The following is an 18,346-nucleotide window of genomic DNA, read 5'->3' on the forward strand; positions in this document are numbered from 1 at the left end:
AATATATTTTTATGAAGACTAGTATAGTGTTGTCTTAATAAAAAATCACACTATTCTATGGGGGGATTTATATGAATTTTCGTGTTGTTTATGTTCTTATTTTAGCTTTATATATAATTTATGTTTTATTTAGTTCATTTCAATTGATTGTTAATGATGTAAGTTTTATAAGTTGGATCATTTCAACTACAGGCGGTGGGTTGCTATTATATGCATTTACAAAGATTTATCATAGGAAAAATGTTCAACCAGACATGAGACAAAGTACAAATGGGGATGTACTTTTCATTTGCCTCTGTCTCTTCTTAATTATCATCATCATACTTAAAATATTGACTAGGTTAAGTGGATCGGTTTATTGGTGAATTTATTTATCCACAACACCCCACAGCAGATTCTTGTTTAACTACATTTGAGATACTGCATACTCCTGTTTCAGGTAATTCTAATTGAACTTGTTTTGCACTTTCAAAATTTCCTGTTATATAAGCCACAACAGATCGAGCTTGTTCATATCCAGTTGCTAATAAGAAAGTAGGGGCTCTACCATAACTTTTAGCTCCTATAATATAAAAGTGTTCTTCAGGTTGTCTTAACTCTTTTTCCCCATGAGGTCTCACAGTTCCGCAGCTATGAATATTAGGGTCGATCAGTTCAGCTAATTCAGGTACAGACTCTATGGATGGATCACTAACATGTCTAATTTCCCTTAGCATATTAAAGTTTGGCCTTGAACCTGTATTTGAAATAATTTCATCAATCTCATTAATCGTATGATTTAGGTCATTTTTTACACCTAAAACACTTAGTTTATGATTTGCGTCCTTTTGAACGGAGTGAATAAACATTGGCGTATGAACAATGACTTTGCCATTTTGTACTAACTCATGAATTTTTGTTCCTAGTTCACCACGTGCAGGTAGTGCATCATTTTCTTTTCCTCCATAAGCCTCACTAACTGTTTTCTTTCTAAGTGCCCAAACTAGTTTTGTATTTTCGTTTTGTTTTTGAAGGTCAGCAAGTTCTAAAAGCGCATTAATTGCCGAATGACCCCCTCCTACAACTAGGGTTGTTTTCCCTTCGTATCGCTTTCGATCCTTACCCAACACATCAGGGATGCCATAATAGATTTGATTTTGTACCTTTTGCTCTCCATTTGCATGAATGCCTCCAGAACCGATTGGATTTGGGTTTTGCCATGTTCCTGTAGCATCAATCACTGCCTTAGCTTCATACATTTTAAACTCATTATCTTTTTGAACATGAATCACAAATGGAATTTCGTCACGACCGAATGATTTCATTTTATCTAAACCTTTTCGACCAATAGAAATCACCTTACTATTTAAATGAATATGAGGTTTAAACTCAGGTAAGTTGGATAATGGTTCTAAATACTGTGAGACAATTTCACCACCTAAAGGTAATTCATTTTCTGAAGGAAGGGGGAGTTTGTTTTTTAATAATAAATCTTTTGCTGCTTTATCTATGTTGTACTTCCAAGGTGAAAATAAACGAACGTGATGATAATCTAAAAAGTTGGTACCCACTTTATTTCCTAATTCAAACAAAATGAACGATTCATTTTGTTGTACTAAATGTGCAGCGGCGGCTAAGCCGACAGGACCACCACCAATAATTGCAACAGGTAAATTGTTGTTCATTATCATAACCTCCATTTATATTTTAAAAAAATTTAATTATATAATCAAAAAAAATTGATTTATTCAACAGCCGCATCCGTCTTTTCCAGCAGATTTTGCTTCTTCGTCAGCAACACAACAAGCATCAACATTTGTAGTTGCAGGTCCACCACAACATTCATCAGAAACAGGTTCATTTACAACTTTTTCAAAATCATTACTCATTTTAATCCCTCCAATCCATTAGAATAAATTACGATTTAGTTAAAGCTAATTAATTAATCAAAATATTTTGATATAAATCATATTATCTTTGTATCCTATTTTTGTCAATGATAAATCAAAAAAAATTGATTTAATATTAGAGAATTTTACCCCCTTTTATCTTTATTTAGACCTCTCTCTTATTTATGTTTGTACCTATAATGAATACAAGAAACAAATACTATTAACAATCTTTTGGGGAGGGTCAATGTATGAAAAAAATTTTACTATCACTTATGATGGTGTTATTCCTGAGCTCTATTGTTTTAGCAGCATGTGGAACGGAAAATGGAACAGAAGAAGGAAACGAGGATGGAACAGAAGTAGTTAAAGAAACAGATGAAATGGAGCCTGTTACAATTACTTTACGTCATACTCAAATTGGTGAAGGAAAAGAAAATCGTCTCAACCTTTTGGAAGATGCTGTAGCGGATGCAGAAAGTAAGATGAAAAATGCAACATATGAGTTTGAAGCAGTTGATGGTGAAGTGAATCGTTTCGATAAGTTACCAGCAGAAATGGCAGCGGGAAATCAACCAGATATTTTTGATTTGTTTGGCGGTGCGGATACAATAAGATATGCAAAAGCGGAGAGATTACTTCCATTGAGCGAAATTTTAGATGAACTTGGATTGACGGATCAATTTATAGAATTAGGTGAATTTACTATTGATGGTGAGATTTACGGTCTTCCAATTGGGGGGTTCACTGAAGGTTATTTTTATAGTAAACCTATATTTGAAGAGCTAGGTGTAGAGCCTCCTACTACTTGGGCTGAACTTGAAGATATCGCAGTGAAAGCAAAGGAAGCCGGTTATGTTCCATTTGCTATGGCTGCAAAAGGTGCATGGGTACCGATGATGACGATGAATACACTTGTTGGACATTCAGCTGGACCTGATTCTATTCAAGGATTAGTTGAAGGAACGACTAAATGGACCGATCCAGAGGTGGTTGCGGCATTTGAATACTTAGAAGGTTTCGTAGAAAAAGAATACTTAAAACAAGGTTCATTAGGTTTGGATTATGGGGAGCAGCGTAATCAGTTGATCACGGGGGAAGCAGCAATGATGTTTGATGGTAGCTGGACTAGTTCTGTATTTACAGATCCTGAGCAAGCTGGTGATATGTTGGGTGATGTAGGTTACTTTGCAATGCCAGGTGTTCCAAATGGAGTTGGAGATCAATCGGCTGTGAATGCTGGATTCTCTAACGGATATGGATTTTCATCAACGATTGCTGACGATGAAGGAAAATTAGCAGCAGTCAAACAGTTTATTCAAAGTCTGTATAACGATGAGATGCAAAAACGTGGTCTTATTGAAGATAAATTACTTCCATCTATGAAAATTGAAGATTTATCTGGAGTAGATCCATTAATGTCAGAAATTATTGATGTAATGAATTTAGCTGGAGGAGCATTCCCTACGATTGATGGGGTGGTTCAAGCAGAAGTAAATACAGTATTAGGTGAAGGAATACAAAGAATCCTTGGTAATGATGTAGACGTTAAAGAAATGTTAGAAGAAGTGCAGGAAGTGCAAGAGAAAGTAAATCAAGAGGGATAAGAGAAGTAAGTCATTATTGAAATATTAAATGCCACCTTCATAATTTTGATTTAGGAGGTGGCTTTCTTTTTAACGAAAGTTCATAGAAAGATGATTTTATTTTTTCTTAATATTAAAAAAATTGGAGCGGATGCTTATGAACAAAACATTTAAAAACCCTCTAGTTTATATTTTGTTTTTATTACCAACCATACTGTTTTATTTTATTTTTATGGGTGTGCCGGTTTTTCAAGCCTTTTATTATGGTTTTACAGATTGGGATGGACTAAATCCACCCGTGTTTAATGGAATAGAGAACTTTAAAGAAGCATTTGGTGATTCAGATTTTTGGTTATCTGTTTTAAATAATGTGTACTTTATTTTATTTTCGGTTGTAGTACAACTACCAATCATTTTGGTTCTTGCTTTATTAATTAGTAATGTAAAAAGATTGAAAGGCTTTTATAAAACGGCAGTTTTTGTCCCTTCTATATTATCTACAGCTGTTATTGGTATATTATGGGGTTTTATTTATGAGCCGGATTCAGGTTTATTAAATCAATTTTTAGCTATTTTTGGAATTGAAAAAATTTATTGGTTATCGGATAAAAGCACAGCTATGATTTCTATTTTAATTACAAACGCCTGGCAATGGACTGGTTTTTATGTCGTTTTAATGTTAGCTGCTATTTTAGGAATACCAAAAGATTTGTTAGAACAAGCGGAGATTGATGGAGCAACAAACTGGCAAAAATCAACTAAAATCATCATTCCGTTAATTCGCCCTATTATTATTGTTGTAATGTTATTGTCTATTGCTGGAGCAATGAAAGCGTTAGATATTGTATGGGTAATGACAGAAGGGGGTCCATTTGGTACAACAGATGTGATGGCTACTTATATGATTAAAGAAGCGTTCCGTGAGTATCAATATGGTTATGGGAATGCAATCTCGGTGTTAATATTTATTTTCACTCTTGTAATCACAGGATTATTTCAATGGATCACAAAAAATAATGAGAGGATTGAATATTAAATGAAAAAAATCTTCTCTCATATTGTATTACTATCGTATATACTTATTATATTAACCCCTTTTGTTTTTGTATTGTTTTCTTCCTTTAAAGAGAATAATATTGAAATCGTAACAAATCCTTGGGGTCTCCCCTCAACTTTTAATTTTGATAACTATATATTGGCATGGAAAAATGCTAAGATTGGCACATATTTTTTTAATAGCTTTTATATCTCTACCGTTTCATCCGTTGTTACTTTATTGTTTGGAGCTGCAACATCTTATGCTCTTACTAGAATGAAATTTATGAAAGCAAGTAGATTTATATATACATTTATTTTATTAGGTCTTGTTATTCCAACAGGTTCTTTATTGGTACCCCTTTATAAGTTAATCACGGATTTTAATTTATACAATACACATTGGGCTTTAATACTCCCATATGCAACGTTTGCGTTACCTGTTTCTATTTATATTATTTGTGCTTTTATGCGTACAATCCCAAGTGAATTAGAAGAAGCAGCAATGATGGATGGGCTAGGTGCGTTTGGGTTGTTTACTAGAATCATATTACCGATTTCCATTCCCCCGCTAGTTACGGTATTTATTTTAAATTTCCTTGGGAATTGGAATGAATTTGTAATGGCTAACTTTTATTTATCGAGTGAGCATTTAAGAACGTTACCCGTTGGTATGGTCGGATTTAGGGATGCTTTTAATACAAATTACGCTCAGTTATCTGCAGGCATTGTGTTTAGTGTTTTACCCGTACTTATCATATACAGTATTTTGCAGGAAAAAATTATTGAAGGGGTAACTGCTGGTAGCGTGAAAGGATAGGATGAATTTGAAATTAAGTCATAAAGTATTAATTGCTTTTTTTGGGTTCATCATTATTCCATTATTCCTAGTAGGTTTAACGGGTTATTTTATTGCATTGCAATTTATAGAAGAGAAATATAGTGAACAAACGAAATTAAATTTACATGCGGTTTCGCAAAACATTCAATATATTGTACAAGATATTAATAATTTTTCTGATTCTTGGATAGTAAGTAACGATATACAATCATTGTTTAAAAATCCAATTATAAATGAACTTAGTAAAATAAAAGCCGAAAAAACGATATTACAGAGTTTACTAACGCATCCCTATATACAAGAAGTTACTTTATATAATTTAGAAGAGGAAATTGTTTCATCAGCTAAAAATGAAAATTTGCAGTCGGTATCCTTTGAAAAAATTGTTGAATCTGAAGTTTATGAAAAAATGTTTGAATATACAGGAAGACCGATTTGGGTAACACCATTTGAGATTCCTGATTCTACAGTTTCTGAAAAATTATTTAGGCATGTACGAGTTGTGAAAGATTTTTATACACTTGAAGATCTAGGTTTTATCGTCATGCAGCTTGAGCTACGTGAATTAATAAACATATTTAAATCATATGAACAAAATGGGCAAATTCCTGGGCAGCACTTTTTGATTGTGAATGATCAGGGGACCATTTTTTTCGATCAGAAAAATTTATATAAGGGTGAAAATATTTTTAATTTTCTTCCGAAAGATCTATCTTTCAATCAGAAATTTGTCAGCAGTAAAAGTGATTTTAATGGAGAAGAAAGTATCATTTCAAGTTATAAGATTAGGATCGAAGATATGGTTGGAGGAAATTGGTACCTTGTATCTGTCACTTCATGGGCGTTATTAACTGAAGAAACAAATACTATTCTGATATGGATTGCGGTCATCACTTCTCTTTGTATTATTAGCGCTTTGTTATTTAATCTGTTATTTGTTCGAGGGATTGTTCAATCGTTCATTCGGTTTGTAAAAGCAATGCGTAAAGTAGAAAAAGGGCAATTGAATGTGATCGTTGAAGAGAAAGGGAATGACGAAAGAACGGTTTTAGCCAGAGGATTTAATCATTTAATCCAAAAAGTTCGGTTATTAATAGAAGAAGTTAAATATGAGCAAAACAGAAAAAATAGAGCAGAATTGATGCTGATGCAAGCACAAATAAGACCTCATTTTTTGTTTAATACTTTAGAATCTATCAATGTATTAGCTGTTCAGAATGAAGGTCAGAAAGTAAGTAAAATTGTACAGAGATTGGGTAATATTTTACGTATCAGCTTCCAAGAAAATGAAGAGATTCAAATGAAACAGGAAATTGAACATGTGAGAAGTTATTTAGAAATTCAAAAATTTCGATTTATTGATCTTTTTGAATATGAATTCGATATGCCTGAAGAGATTTTAAATGCTAATATTTTGAAATTAACACTGCAACCATTTGTAGAAAATAGTATCCAGCATGGTTTTGATCGAGCAGAACAAAAAGGAACGATACGTATAATTGGAAAACTAGAGAAGAATCATATTGCTATTTATATTGAGGATGATGGAAGAGGTATACCGAATCAAATACTACAGGAGTTCAAATATGGGGAGGAAATAAAACTAGATCAGCATTCGAAAGCAACTCATGGTTTAGGTATTAAAAATGTTGCTGAGCGTATTCGTATTCACTATGGAAATCAGTACGGAATTTACATTTGTAGTGACGATAATGGAACAATCATCAAGTGTGTTATACCTGGATAAGGATGTGATGGAATGAAACTAAAAGCGCTGATTATAGATGATGAAATTCATATTGTGAAAAATCTACAAGTTGTTCTTCCTTGGAAAGAAATGGGGTACAATACTGTAAAAACAGCAGTAAATGGACAAGAGGCAATAGATATTGAAAATAAACATGGAAAATTGGATCTTATTTTATGTGATATTAAAATGCCAGTTATGGATGGACTAACCTTTATTAAACATCTCCGGGAACAAAATAAAGACTGTGAAGTCATTCTATTAACAGGATTTCAAGAATTTCAGTATGCTCAAAAGGCTATTCAATATCGAGTGAGAGAATATATATTGAAACCTATAGATTATATCAAACTGGAAGATACGATTTATAGGATAACAAAAAATATAAAACATCGAAAACAGCAAAATATGACCCAACAAAAGTTTGATAATATTACAGATTTAGCTTATGAAAAAGTATTTTATGATGTGATCATGAATTATTCTTCGCATTCATTAAGTTTTAATGAGGAAATAAACGTTTTACAATCAAAACAGTTTAATTTTTTTCTAATAGATATCGAGGATTATTTTAAAAAATCAATGGAATGGAGTCAGAATGAAAAGAAACTATGGAACTTTGCAGTTAAGAATGTATTACATGAAACTTTGATTGAATTTGTTGAGAAACCGATAGTATTACAAACTCGTGATGGAGAATGGTGTGTCATATTAGAGAGGGACTCTGAAAAACTTTTTCAGAGAGAAGAAATGCTTGAATTAACTGAGGATCTGCAAAATATGGTGAATAAATATTTGAAATTAAAAATCAATATGGTTGTATGGGACAAAACGGTCTCCATGCGATCACTGTCAGAAACGTACAAAAAATTGCAATCGGTTTTAGTTTTAAAATCAAATAAACACTATTCAGATAAAGAGAACCAATTTGATTCTGTTTCAGATTTTTCGTTGTGGAATACTTTAAAAGAATTGATAACAGGTTTGAAACAATCAGATCGAGGCAAAGTGGACGTTAGTTTAAAACAAATAGTTAAAGAGATCAAAGTCATAACAGAAAATTCATATCAAACGGCTCAACAAGTTTTACATTTTATGTTTTTACATTTAATAAGAGAAATGAATGAGTTAGAAATTATCACTTCACAAGAAGAACAAAAATATTGGGTGATGCTTCAGCATAGTAGCTCTGTAAATGATCTGTTAAAAGCCATGAATGAGCTGAATACCTTTTGTTTGGATAAAATTTGTAGCAAGAAAAGTAGTGATGTAATGATGATTTCAGCAGGTGATTATATTCAACATCATATATCGTCGGATTTAAGCATTGATGAATTATCGGATTATCTAAAAATCAGTCCGAGTTATTTTAGCCTTTTATTTAAACAACATTTTCAAATGACTTTCGTGGAGTATGTTACCAAACAAAGATTGGATTTAGCAAAATCTTTATTAATAATGACGGACAATAGCATCACTAAGATCGGTAAAATGATTGGATATTCTGAACGAAGATATTTTACAAAAGTATTTCAAAAAAATGAGGGAATATCTCCTTCAGAATATAGAACCATGTTTAACAAAATCACTGAGTGAGGATAAATTTTAGGAATAATCGAATCCTTCTTTCTTAGTTTATTTTTTACAAGGATGGTATAGGAGGGGAATGAATGGAAGTTCAAAACATGAGTTTGGAACAAAAAATCGGTCAGATGTTTATTTGTGGTTTTGACGGTTTGCAGCCAACAAAGGAAATTGAAACATTAATAACTAAATACCATATTGGTGGAATAATTTATTTTCGTAGGAATATATCTTCTGTTGATCAAGTTCATCGATTATCTGGTTCATTACAACAATTAGCTAAAAAAAATAGTAATGTTCCTTTGTTCATTAGTTTAGATCAAGAAGGCGGAATGGTGAACCGTATCGACCAGGGTGTTACTTTCTTTCCAGGGAATATGGCATTAGGAGCGACAGGTAACCCAGATATAGCCTATCAAGCCGCATATATTTCAGGGTCAGAATTACGTGTATTGGGGATCAATATGAATTTGGCTCCTTGTCTTGATATTAATAACAACCCTGATAATCCAGTCATAGGTGTTCGATCCTTTGGTGATGAAGCAAAATTTGTTGGAAATATGGGTACTGCGATGGTTGACGGATATCAAGCTGCAAATGTTTCTGCTGTTATTAAACATTTTCCTGGACATGGAGACACACAAGTTGATTCACATTTGTCTTTACCTGAAATTACACATAGTTTAAATCGATTGAAAGAAATTGAATTAGTTCCTTTTAAACAAGCAATTGAACATGGGGTTGATGCTGTCATGACGGCTCATATTATGTTCCCTTCTGTAGAACCAGACCGTAAACCTTCAACGCTTTCCAATAAAATCATCACAGGTTTATTAAGGGAAGAACTGAACTTTGATGGTGTTGTTGTTACGGACTGCTTAGAGATGAATGCTATTTCAGAAGAGTTTGGGATTGACAAAGGTGCTGTATTAGCGATTGATGCTGGTGCAGATGTTATTTTAGTTAGTCACTTATTTGAAAGGCAAGTCATGGCATATGATGCCGTTTTAAAAGCAGTTCAAGAAGGAAGAATTTCTGAAGAAAGAATTAATGAATCAGTAGAAAGAATTTTAAAATTAAAAGAGAAACGGTATATTGGACAAATTGAAAAGAATTTTGAATCGGTTAAATCGAAGATAGGGATAGATTCACATCAAAAAATAGCACAAGAAATGACTCAGAAGTGTGTTACTCTTGTTAAAGATGACACTCATCAACTACCCTTGGATACTAGTCTGAAAACGTTAGTGATTTGGCCTGAAGAAAGACTTACGAGTCCAGTGGATGATGTGGGAAAACAGGAGGCAAGTTTAGGAGAGATATTAAAAAATAGTATTCTCAGTTTAGTCGAGTATAAAATTCATTCAGACCCTTGCAAAGAAGAAATCCATCAGCTGTTAGAAAGAAGTTCAATCTTTAAACAAATCGTAGTGGTAACATATAATGCTAAGTCCTCTCCTAAACAAATGGAATTGGTTAAAATGTTGGTAGAACGCTGTGAAAAGATGAAAACTAGACTTATAACTGTAGCCATTAGAACTCCTTATGATATACAAGCTTATCCTGAAGTTAAAACATTTTTAGCGTGTTATGAAAACAGACCGATGATGATTGAGGCATTAGCTAAAGTATTAGTAGGGGAAGAACAAGCGGTGGGAAAATGTCCGGTTAAACTTTAAATTCTATTGTTTGGCAATCATTCTGTATTTATAGACTTTATGCATAAAGTGTATTTCAGTAGCTGATGAGATACACTTTTTTTCATATTTCGAATTCGGTAAAACCTCTTATGTTAGGCGTTATTCTCAAATGTTTTGAAAAATCTAAATTTTTAATCAAAATGTGTAAATGTTGTGATATAATAATATGTGAAAAAAAGTACTTTCACAATCAACGTAATTTAATCTTACCTCATGATACACAGATGATAAATCTAGTTATGAACTTTAATGAAAACAATCTTACTCACAATGGATTCCACATAAATATTATAAAATGACCTACAATTACAGGGATTTTAATCTAACTACACTTGAAAATTCAACCTAACTCATTATTTATTTAACTTACTTAACCATATATGAATGAATCTGCACTTTGTGTAAGCACTTACAATTTATTATTAATGAATTAAATAAATCTCATTCCACATAACCCATCTAACCGATTCTAGTGATAACCAGTAAAGGTGGAGGTCATCTTAGGTTTAACTATGTGAATACAATCACATATTTGTGATTGATATATATTTCATTTTACAAGGGGGAAGATTTTAGACATGCACATCGTGGTTTGCGTAAAACAAGTACCTGACACTCGAATCATTAAAGTTAATCCAAAAACAAATACGTTAGACAGAAGGGGAATACCAGCTATACTTAATCCTTTTGACTCTCATGCCGTTGAAGCAGGTGTTCGATTAAAAGAAAAAGTTGGTGGTACCGTATCCGTATTATCTATGGGACCTCCTAATGCTGTAAAGATGATTAGAAAATGTGTTGAAATCGGTGCAGACGATGGGTATCTGATCTCAGATCGTTTTTTTGCTGGAGCAGATACATTAGCAACAAGTTATGCACTTTATAAAGCGTTTGAAAAAATGCTAGAAGAAAAACCAGTAGATATCATTATATGTGGAAAACAAACAATCGACGGGGATACGGGTCAAGTGGGACCAGGGATTGCTAGAAGATTAGATATTCCCCCGATTACGAATGTAATTGAAATTAAAGAAGTGGATCAAAAGAAAAGAAAAGTGGTAGTAAAACGTAAATTAGAAGATGGATATGAGATGATCGAATCCAGTTTACCTTGTTTATTAACAGTGGAAAAAGATATTAATCCAGTATCTTATTCACCACTACCAAATATGATTAAAGCAGCGCGTTACGAACCAACGATATGGAAAGTGGATGATTTAAACGATGTAGATAAAAAACAGCTAGGTTTAAAAGGATCACCAACAATTGTATCGAAAATGTTTGCCCCTCCAAAACTTGAAGGTGGGAAGAAAATAGAAGGAAACGCTGAACAGCAATCGGAACAAATAGTATCCTTACTGCTTGAAAAACCTGAGCTTTTTGAGAAAAAGAGGGGGAGAGCCTGATGGAAAACAACAGAGGTGTATGGGTATACATGGAACAAAAGGAAGGACGGATTGTAAACGTTTCATTGGAGTTATTAGGGGCAGGCCGCAAGCTTGCAGATAAACTGGATGTTCCTCTATCCGGTGTTCTTTTAGGAGATAAAGTCAAACATCTATGCCCAACCGTATTTGAATATGGAGCAGATCAAGTTTATGTGATGGATGATCCTATCTTAAAGAACTATCGTACAGAATCTTTTATGAAGGGTGTCAATGACTTTGCGGAAAAATATCAGCCTGAAATTTTCCTGTTTGGAGCTACACCAAACGGTAAAGATTTAGCAAGTGCCGTTGCGACGGATTTGTGTACGGGATTAACAGCAGATACAACGATGTTAGATGTAGAAGTGGAAACGAGATTACTAGAAGCGAGTCGTCCTGCGTTTGGTGGAAATATTATGGCTACGATTTTATGTAAAAAACACAGACCACAAATGGCGACCGTCAGACCAAAGGTAATGAAAGCACTGCAACCTGAGATGGGACGCAAAGGGGAGATCATCGAGGAATCTTTGGATGTTAATGAAGATAGTTTACGCACAAAAGTATTGGAAATCGTGAAAGATACAAAGAAAAAGTTGAAACTTGACGAAGCGGACATCATCGTTGCAGGCGGAAAAGGACTTGGGGATGAAAAAGGTTTTACGTTAATTCATGAATTAGCAGAAGTTTTAGGAGGTAGTGTTGGCGCGAGCCGGGATGTAGTTGAAGCGGGTTGGGTTGGACACGATCATCAAATTGGACAGACGGGAATTACAGTTACACCAAAAATCTATTTTGCCATCGGGATATCTGGAGCCGTGCAGCATGTTGTTGGGATGAAAAATTCAGAACTTATTATAGCGATCAATAAAGATCCAAATGCTCCTATATTTGATGCTTCTACTTATTCTGTAGTTGGAGATGCACTTGAGATTTTACCGATATTAATCGAAGAATTCAAAACAGCTTTAAAACAAGAGGATGGTGAGTTGAAACATGCCTGAAAAATTTGATGTGATTGTTGTAGGAGCTGGACCTTCCGGTACTTCCTGTGCTTATAAATGTGCACAAGCAGGATTAAAAGTTTTACAGATTGAACGTGGTGAATACCCTGGTTCTAAAAATGTGATGGGGGGCGTGCTTTATCGTAAACAAATGGAAGCCGTCATTCCCGAGTTTTGGAAGGATGCACCAGTAGAAAGAGCCATTGTGGAACAAAGAGCTTGGCTGTTGGATGGAAATTCAATGGTCACCACAAGTGTGAAAAATAACGATTGGGAACAAGAGCCTTGTAATAATTATACAATTCTAAGAGCTAAGTTTGATCAGTGGTTCGCGAATAAAGCAGTCGAAGTGGGATCTCTACTTATTAATGAAACCGTAGTGTTGGAATGTATTGTGGAAGATGGAAAAGTAGTGGGGGTAAGAACGGATCGTCCAGATGGGGACGTTTATGCAGATGTGGTTGTGCTTGCAGATGGTGTAAACTCACTTTTAGCGAAAAAATTAGGTTATCACAACGAACTAAAACCAGATGAAGTTGCACTCACGGTCATGGAAGTTTTGAACCTTCCGAAAGAGGTCATTAATGATCGTTTTAATGTTAAGGATAATCAGGGGGTTACGATAGAATTATTTGGTGATGCAACAAAAGGAAATCTAGGAACTGCCTTTATATATACAAATAAAGACAGCTTGAATTTAGGAGTAGGAACAACACTTTCAAGTATGATTAAAGCCAAAATGAAACCATATGAATTGATAGAATACGTAAAAAACCATCCGATGGTGAGTCCACTTATTAAAGGAGCAGAGTCTGCGGAATATTTAGCTCATTTAATTCCTGAAGGTGGATATTATTCCATTCCTAAGTTGTACGGCAATGGTGTGTTACTAGTTGGAGATGCAGCACAGATGGTGAATGGTATTCATCGTGAAGGTTCTAATATGGCTATGGCTTCTGGAACTCTTGCAGCAGAAACGATCATTGCAGCAAAAGAAAAAGGGGACTTTTCAGAAGATACTTTATCCAGTTATAAAACTGCTATCCTTGACAGCTTTATAGGTAAGGATTTGAAAAAGTATAAAGATGCGAATCATACCTTTGAGGAACAACCACAATATTTTAAAGATTACATTCCGATGATCAATCGTGCTGCCAGCAGCTTTTTAACCGTTGACGGCACTTCTAAAAGAGACAAACAGAAGGAAGCTCTAAAAACATTTACCAAAGATAAAGGCACATTTACAGTTGTTAAAGACATGTATCGTGCATGGAAGGTGATGAAATAAATATGGAAGAGAACAAAAATGCTCAAACGATTGAGGAAAAACAATACCTGATCCGATTTAAGGCAGATACAGAATCACATTTACACGTCTTGAGTCATGATGTTTGTATAGAAAAATGTCCAGATAAACTTTGTACAATTTTTTGCCCAGCAGAAGTGTACAAGTGGGAAGACATTCGGATGCATGTAGGATATGAAGGCTGTCATGAATGTGGAAGCTGCCGTATTGGTTGTCCACATGAAAACATCAAATGGGAATATCCAAAAGGCGGACATGGTATTATATTTAGATTAGGATAATAGAGAAAAATTCAAGGGCACTGCTATTAAGGCGGTGTCTTTTTTCTTATTTTCATCTAATATTTGAAATAAATATAGAAAATTGACCTGGTAGCCGTATTTTTTAATTTGTAATATGACTACAATAAAGATAAAAACTTATATATGATAAAATTCTATTTAACCATACTAATAAATAAAGAAGGAAAACTAATGTTCATTTCATATACTCCAAAATATCCTATATCTCTCTATATTGATTGTTTATGGCGAGTAAAAGGACAAACTGCCACAGGAAAAGAAAAAATACTTCCAACTGAACATATGGAGTTAATTATAAACTTTGGAGGTTTTCATAAAGCAATGGTTGAGCCCTCAAAGCCTATGAACTTTCAAATCAATAAAGAAGCTTGGATTGTTGGTTTACATACACAGCATTTGTTAGTAGAATCTCTAGGGGATAGTAACATGATCGGAATTCGATTCAAACCTGGAGGTGGGAGTGCATTTTTTAATTTCTCTATGAAGGAGTTAGAATCGAAGATCATTGACATGTCACTTATCTGGAGTTCCTTTGTAAAGGAAGCTAGGGAGAGAGTGTACGAAGAGGAAGATATAAATAAACAGTTTATCATTTTAGAAGAGCTATTATTGAAGAAATTAAAAGATAATGAAGATCGTTTTAAAATCATAGTTCCTGCCCTGTATAAAATAAATAAAATGCAGATAGATACAACTATTCAATCCATAAGTAAAGAAATCGGAGTAAGTCAAAAACATTTAATTCAAAAATTCAACGAAAACATCGGATTAACTCCAAATAAACTTATGCGTGTACTGCGTTTTCATCAAGTATTAAACACAATTGATCCATCTAAGGATGTTTCATGGTTAGAAATTGCTTTAACAAACCATTATTATGATCAGGCTCATTTTAATAAAGATTTTCTTGCTTTTACTGGAATGTCTCCTACTGAATATATCTCTTCAAGAAAGGAAATTTATGGAGAGCAATTACAAAAAGGGGAGGATGTCAAATTTGTGCCTCTGAACAGGTAAAGAATTTACAATATATTTTTCAGGGGAAGATATAAGATAATATCGTAAATGAAAAATGATTCTAGGAGGTCAAAAAAGTGAGCGAAGTTTTTTCTGAAAGTACAGTAGTGAAAGAAAATATAGAGAACGTGTGGCAGTTTATAATTGCTATGGAGGAAAATGCTCCTAAATGGATGCCAAATATACCTTATATGAAAAAAAATACAGCAGGACAAGTCAAAAATGGGACAAACTTTACTTTCAAAGCAAGAGATAAGGAGCGAACATCAACGATTACACAATTTAATCCTTTTAAGAGCTTTACATTTACCTCTATTCAAGGCAAGTTTCGAGCAGATTACACATACTCTTTAACAAAACAATCAGATAACACAACAAAAGTTTCACTTGTAGCAAAATGCGAGGCATCAGGTATGGTTAAAATCATTGCGCCTTTGATAAACATCGCCATTAGAAAAGCAGATAGTGGACAGTTAAAGACTTTGAAAGATGTCATTGAAAAAACTTAAACTAATTAACAGAAACTGGAATAGGGGCATATAGAGATGAATACAAAACCACAATTGATTTTTGATATGGGAGGGGTGTTAGTAACGAATCTAACGCCACCATTTTGGCAAGATTTATCTAGTAAGATATTTAAAAATTTATAATGATAAACTTTTCATGTTATTATAGCTGTAATAGTATTTGGTTCAGAAAGGATGTTATTTAATGGATAAAATGATGGACAAACTATCAATAAAGGGTTTGATAGAACAAAGTATAAATACAGATGCAAAAATCATTGCGTTAACAAAAATATTAGCTGACCAAGGTGTAATAAGTTTAGAAGAATTTAACGAAGAACATAAAAAAGTTATGGAAAAATTTGATAGTTTAATGGAAGAGTGGAATAAAACAGAAGGTTAATTTGCAGAAATCCATCATTAGATGGATTTTATGTTTTTAAGGAATGGATAGAATGTATGAATTTAGTGCAACAGAGGCGTAGGCTGGTCTCAGGAAATTAGAAAAATAATGATACTAGGTATGACTGCTATAAAGATAGTGAATTGTAAGAGTTGATCAGTAAGACTCGGGTTTCTTGAAACTGCTATGACAAGACCACTGGCAGCGATCCCTAAGTCAATCGCAATCCCTGCTAATGCAATGAAAGCACCTAAGCATAAACCTAAAAAACATTTACATCTGTCCACCTTTTCACCTCTTCATTAAATAGGAGATTCAAAAAATATATTGCCTATAGGTATTAATCACATTATGTGAATTTCAAAATTACAGTTATACAGAATTTAATTCCATTTCACTTTCACTTTTATTTAATTTATGCATTGGAGAAATAGTTTGGTTTGTACGAAAGCCCTTTTTCTAAAAAAAGGGCTTTTGGTATAGATATAATTTGAAGAACTCCCCCATTTTATGATAAGTTCGGTGGGCATATGAAACTATATTTTGGGATTTAAATCTAATTATTAGCATATAAACATATTAATCTATTATTGTATATTTTTTCATATTATTATATAATTATAATTGTTAGAGATAACTATCTAATTTTTGGTGGTTAAAAAGAATTAATCATGAATCTGCAAGAAAGGGGTGTGTTTATTAAAGATAAAGAAATAGTAATTAAAAAAGGAAAGGAGAATTGGAGAAAAAGATATTATATAGAAAAGATGAAACTAGCTATTCCCTATCAAAACAAATCTAATTATTGATCACTAACTGTTATTAACGAATTTTTCTAGCAAAATAAATATGAAAAGCTTTTCAAACTAATGAATGAAAGAAAATTTTAATCAATTTAAAAAATTAAGATATTGATCGGCACACCATGGAATTACATACTAATCGAGAACAGGTTCAATATGAGGTCCATCTTTAGAATGATTTTTTCACTTTTATACTAAAACCTCTTTGTATCTTTAATTTTATGAAAGTTACCTCATGAATTCAGATATAATAAAATAATTATTAGAGGAGAATGTAAAATGAAAAAAATATTATCTATTATGTTAGTAATCTCATTATTAATTGGTCAAGGAGCTGTTTCAAATGCATCTACTAACTTGAATGCATTTGATGATAATTTATTAGTAAAAGATGTATCGAAACTATCAGGCAAAGAAATTAAACGTTTACAAGGACTAGGCTTTACATTAGAAGATATAGATCAAATGAACATTGAAGAGTATAAATTGCAAGAGGGATTATATGGTGAAGTAATAGGAAAACAAAAAAAATGGTTTGAAGTAGATGCAAAAAATAATAAGGTTAAAGAAGTTAGTGAAAAAATTGCAAAAGATAACATAAAAAAATGGAAAGAAGAAAAGGAATTGCAAAATATAGAATTTTCAACTTTAAATGATACTATATCTGATTCAGAGCAAACATCCTGGATGTCAGTTACAACATATGTTACCAAGTATGTAGACTCAAGCGGAGATTATACTGGACAATACCGTTTTAAACATGATTTCGAATGGCTAACAACCCCATATTTCGCTTTGAGAGACGTAGTTGGAATCTCTTATTCAGATGCTTTTACTTATAATCAAAATTCTGAATTTTTTAAATATACTTATGATCGTTATTCTGTATTTGGGAATTACCAAGATACTAAAAATGTTACTAGTAATTCCGCAACACAAAAGTCAACTGCCGGAATCGCTTTTGAATACGATTTATTTGCTACCGACTCAATATACCAAGTACGTAATAATAGGGGATATATGTATTTCAATACGACTTTAGCTAACAACAATTTTACAACTGGAAATGTCTTTGGTCATTACGCACATACAGAGGTAGGGATTGGTAGTTTAGGTATAAGTCTTGCAACTGGACAAATGAATATATCAGGTGCTACAAAAGTAAGTAATATGGATGATACAGGTATTAGTTTTAGTACTAGATAACCTCTAAT

General features: G+C 33.1%; 18 protein-coding genes. 15 read left to right on the forward strand and 3 right to left on the reverse strand.

Features of this window, described 5'->3' with window-relative positions; all coding sequences use genetic code 11:
• Positions 1-71: 71 nt before the first annotated feature.
• Positions 72-365: a hypothetical protein gene (locus tag EPK97_RS05305; RefSeq protein ID WP_162035574.1), complete on the forward strand. Its 294-nt coding sequence runs from the start codon at positions 72-74 to the stop codon at positions 363-365.
• Between the two features lie 6 nt (positions 366-371).
• Here EPK97_RS05305 and EPK97_RS05310 read toward each other — a convergent pair whose 3' ends face one another.
• Together EPK97_RS05310 and EPK97_RS05315 are read right to left on the reverse strand one after the other, a co-directional pair.
• Entirely contained in the window at positions 372-1,664 is a 1,293-nt protein-coding gene (locus EPK97_RS05310; RefSeq protein WP_162035575.1) for an NAD(P)-binding domain-containing protein, read from the reverse strand.
• A 63-nt stretch (positions 1,665-1,727) separates the two neighbouring features.
• Positions 1,728-1,868, reverse strand: a complete 141-nt coding sequence (locus tag EPK97_RS05315; protein WP_162035456.1) for a hypothetical protein — start codon at positions 1,866-1,868, stop codon at positions 1,728-1,730.
• Positions 1,869-2,119: 251 nt separating this feature from the next.
• Between EPK97_RS05315 and EPK97_RS05320 the strand changes: the two genes are divergently transcribed.
• The 13 genes from EPK97_RS05320 to EPK97_RS05380 all read left to right on the forward strand — a co-directional run bounded on the left by EPK97_RS05320 (position 2,120) and on the right by EPK97_RS05380 (position 16,329).
• Positions 2,120-3,475: an ABC transporter substrate-binding protein gene (locus EPK97_RS05320; RefSeq protein ID WP_162035576.1), complete on the forward strand. Its 1,356-nt coding sequence runs from the start codon at positions 2,120-2,122 to the stop codon at positions 3,473-3,475.
• A gap of 136 nt (positions 3,476-3,611) precedes the next feature.
• A complete protein-coding gene (locus EPK97_RS05325) occupies positions 3,612-4,490 on the forward strand; it encodes a carbohydrate ABC transporter permease (protein WP_162035577.1) in 879 nt (292 codons plus the stop codon).
• A complete protein-coding gene (locus EPK97_RS05330) occupies positions 4,491-5,309 on the forward strand; it encodes a carbohydrate ABC transporter permease (protein ID WP_162035578.1) in 819 nt (272 codons plus the stop codon).
• 1 nt (position 5,310) lies between these two features.
• Complete coding sequence (locus EPK97_RS05335) at positions 5,311-7,077, forward strand: sensor histidine kinase (RefSeq protein WP_162035579.1); 1,767 nt, start codon at positions 5,311-5,313, stop codon at positions 7,075-7,077.
• A gap of 12 nt (positions 7,078-7,089) precedes the next feature.
• Complete coding sequence (locus EPK97_RS05340) at positions 7,090-8,673, forward strand: response regulator transcription factor (protein WP_162035580.1); 1,584 nt, start codon at positions 7,090-7,092, stop codon at positions 8,671-8,673.
• A 74-nt stretch (positions 8,674-8,747) separates the two neighbouring features.
• Positions 8,748-10,340 carry a beta-N-acetylhexosaminidase gene (nagZ, locus tag EPK97_RS05345; RefSeq protein ID WP_162035581.1) on the forward strand — a complete coding sequence of 531 codons (1,593 nt, stop codon included), beginning with the start codon at positions 8,748-8,750 and terminating at the stop codon, positions 10,338-10,340.
• Between the two features lie 599 nt (positions 10,341-10,939).
• Positions 10,940-11,767: an electron transfer flavoprotein subunit beta/FixA family protein gene (locus tag EPK97_RS05350; RefSeq protein WP_162035582.1), complete on the forward strand. Its 828-nt coding sequence runs from the start codon at positions 10,940-10,942 to the stop codon at positions 11,765-11,767.
• A complete protein-coding gene (locus EPK97_RS05355; protein WP_205690231.1) occupies positions 11,767-12,792 on the forward strand; it encodes an electron transfer flavoprotein subunit alpha/FixB family protein in 1,026 nt (341 codons plus the stop codon). Before EPK97_RS05350 ends, EPK97_RS05355 begins: the two co-directional genes overlap by 1 nt.
• Complete coding sequence (locus EPK97_RS05360; protein WP_162035583.1) at positions 12,785-14,080, forward strand: FAD-dependent oxidoreductase; 1,296 nt, start codon at positions 12,785-12,787, stop codon at positions 14,078-14,080. Before EPK97_RS05355 ends, EPK97_RS05360 begins: the two co-directional genes overlap by 8 nt.
• 2 nt (positions 14,081-14,082) lie before the next feature.
• Complete coding sequence (locus EPK97_RS05365) at positions 14,083-14,379, forward strand: ferredoxin family protein (protein WP_413789488.1); 297 nt, start codon at positions 14,083-14,085, stop codon at positions 14,377-14,379.
• A 192-nt stretch (positions 14,380-14,571) separates the two neighbouring features.
• Entirely contained in the window at positions 14,572-15,417 is an 846-nt protein-coding gene (locus tag EPK97_RS05370) for a helix-turn-helix domain-containing protein (protein ID WP_162035585.1), read from the forward strand.
• Positions 15,418-15,494: 77 nt separating this feature from the next.
• On the forward strand, positions 15,495-15,926 hold the full coding sequence (locus EPK97_RS05375) for an SRPBCC family protein (RefSeq protein ID WP_162035586.1): 432 nt from the start codon (positions 15,495-15,497) through the stop codon (positions 15,924-15,926).
• Between the two features lie 205 nt (positions 15,927-16,131).
• Entirely contained in the window at positions 16,132-16,329 is a 198-nt protein-coding gene (locus tag EPK97_RS05380) for a hypothetical protein (RefSeq protein WP_162035587.1), read from the forward strand.
• Positions 16,330-16,418: 89 nt separating this feature from the next.
• On the opposite strand, the gene EPK97_RS05385 is transcribed toward EPK97_RS05380, so the two are convergent.
• A complete protein-coding gene (locus tag EPK97_RS05385) occupies positions 16,419-16,616 on the reverse strand; it encodes a hypothetical protein (protein WP_162035588.1) in 198 nt (65 codons plus the stop codon).
• Between the two features lie 795 nt (positions 16,617-17,411).
• On the opposite strand from EPK97_RS05385, the gene EPK97_RS05390 reads away from it, so the two are divergent.
• Positions 17,412-18,338 carry a hypothetical protein gene (locus tag EPK97_RS05390; protein WP_162035589.1) on the forward strand — a complete coding sequence of 309 codons (927 nt, stop codon included), beginning with the start codon at positions 17,412-17,414 and terminating at the stop codon, positions 18,336-18,338.
• Positions 18,339-18,346 lie beyond the last annotated feature (8 nt).

Source organism: Chengkuizengella sediminis (genome assembly GCF_010078385.1).
GTDB lineage: Bacteria > Bacillota > Bacilli > Paenibacillales > KCTC-33759 > Chengkuizengella > Chengkuizengella sediminis.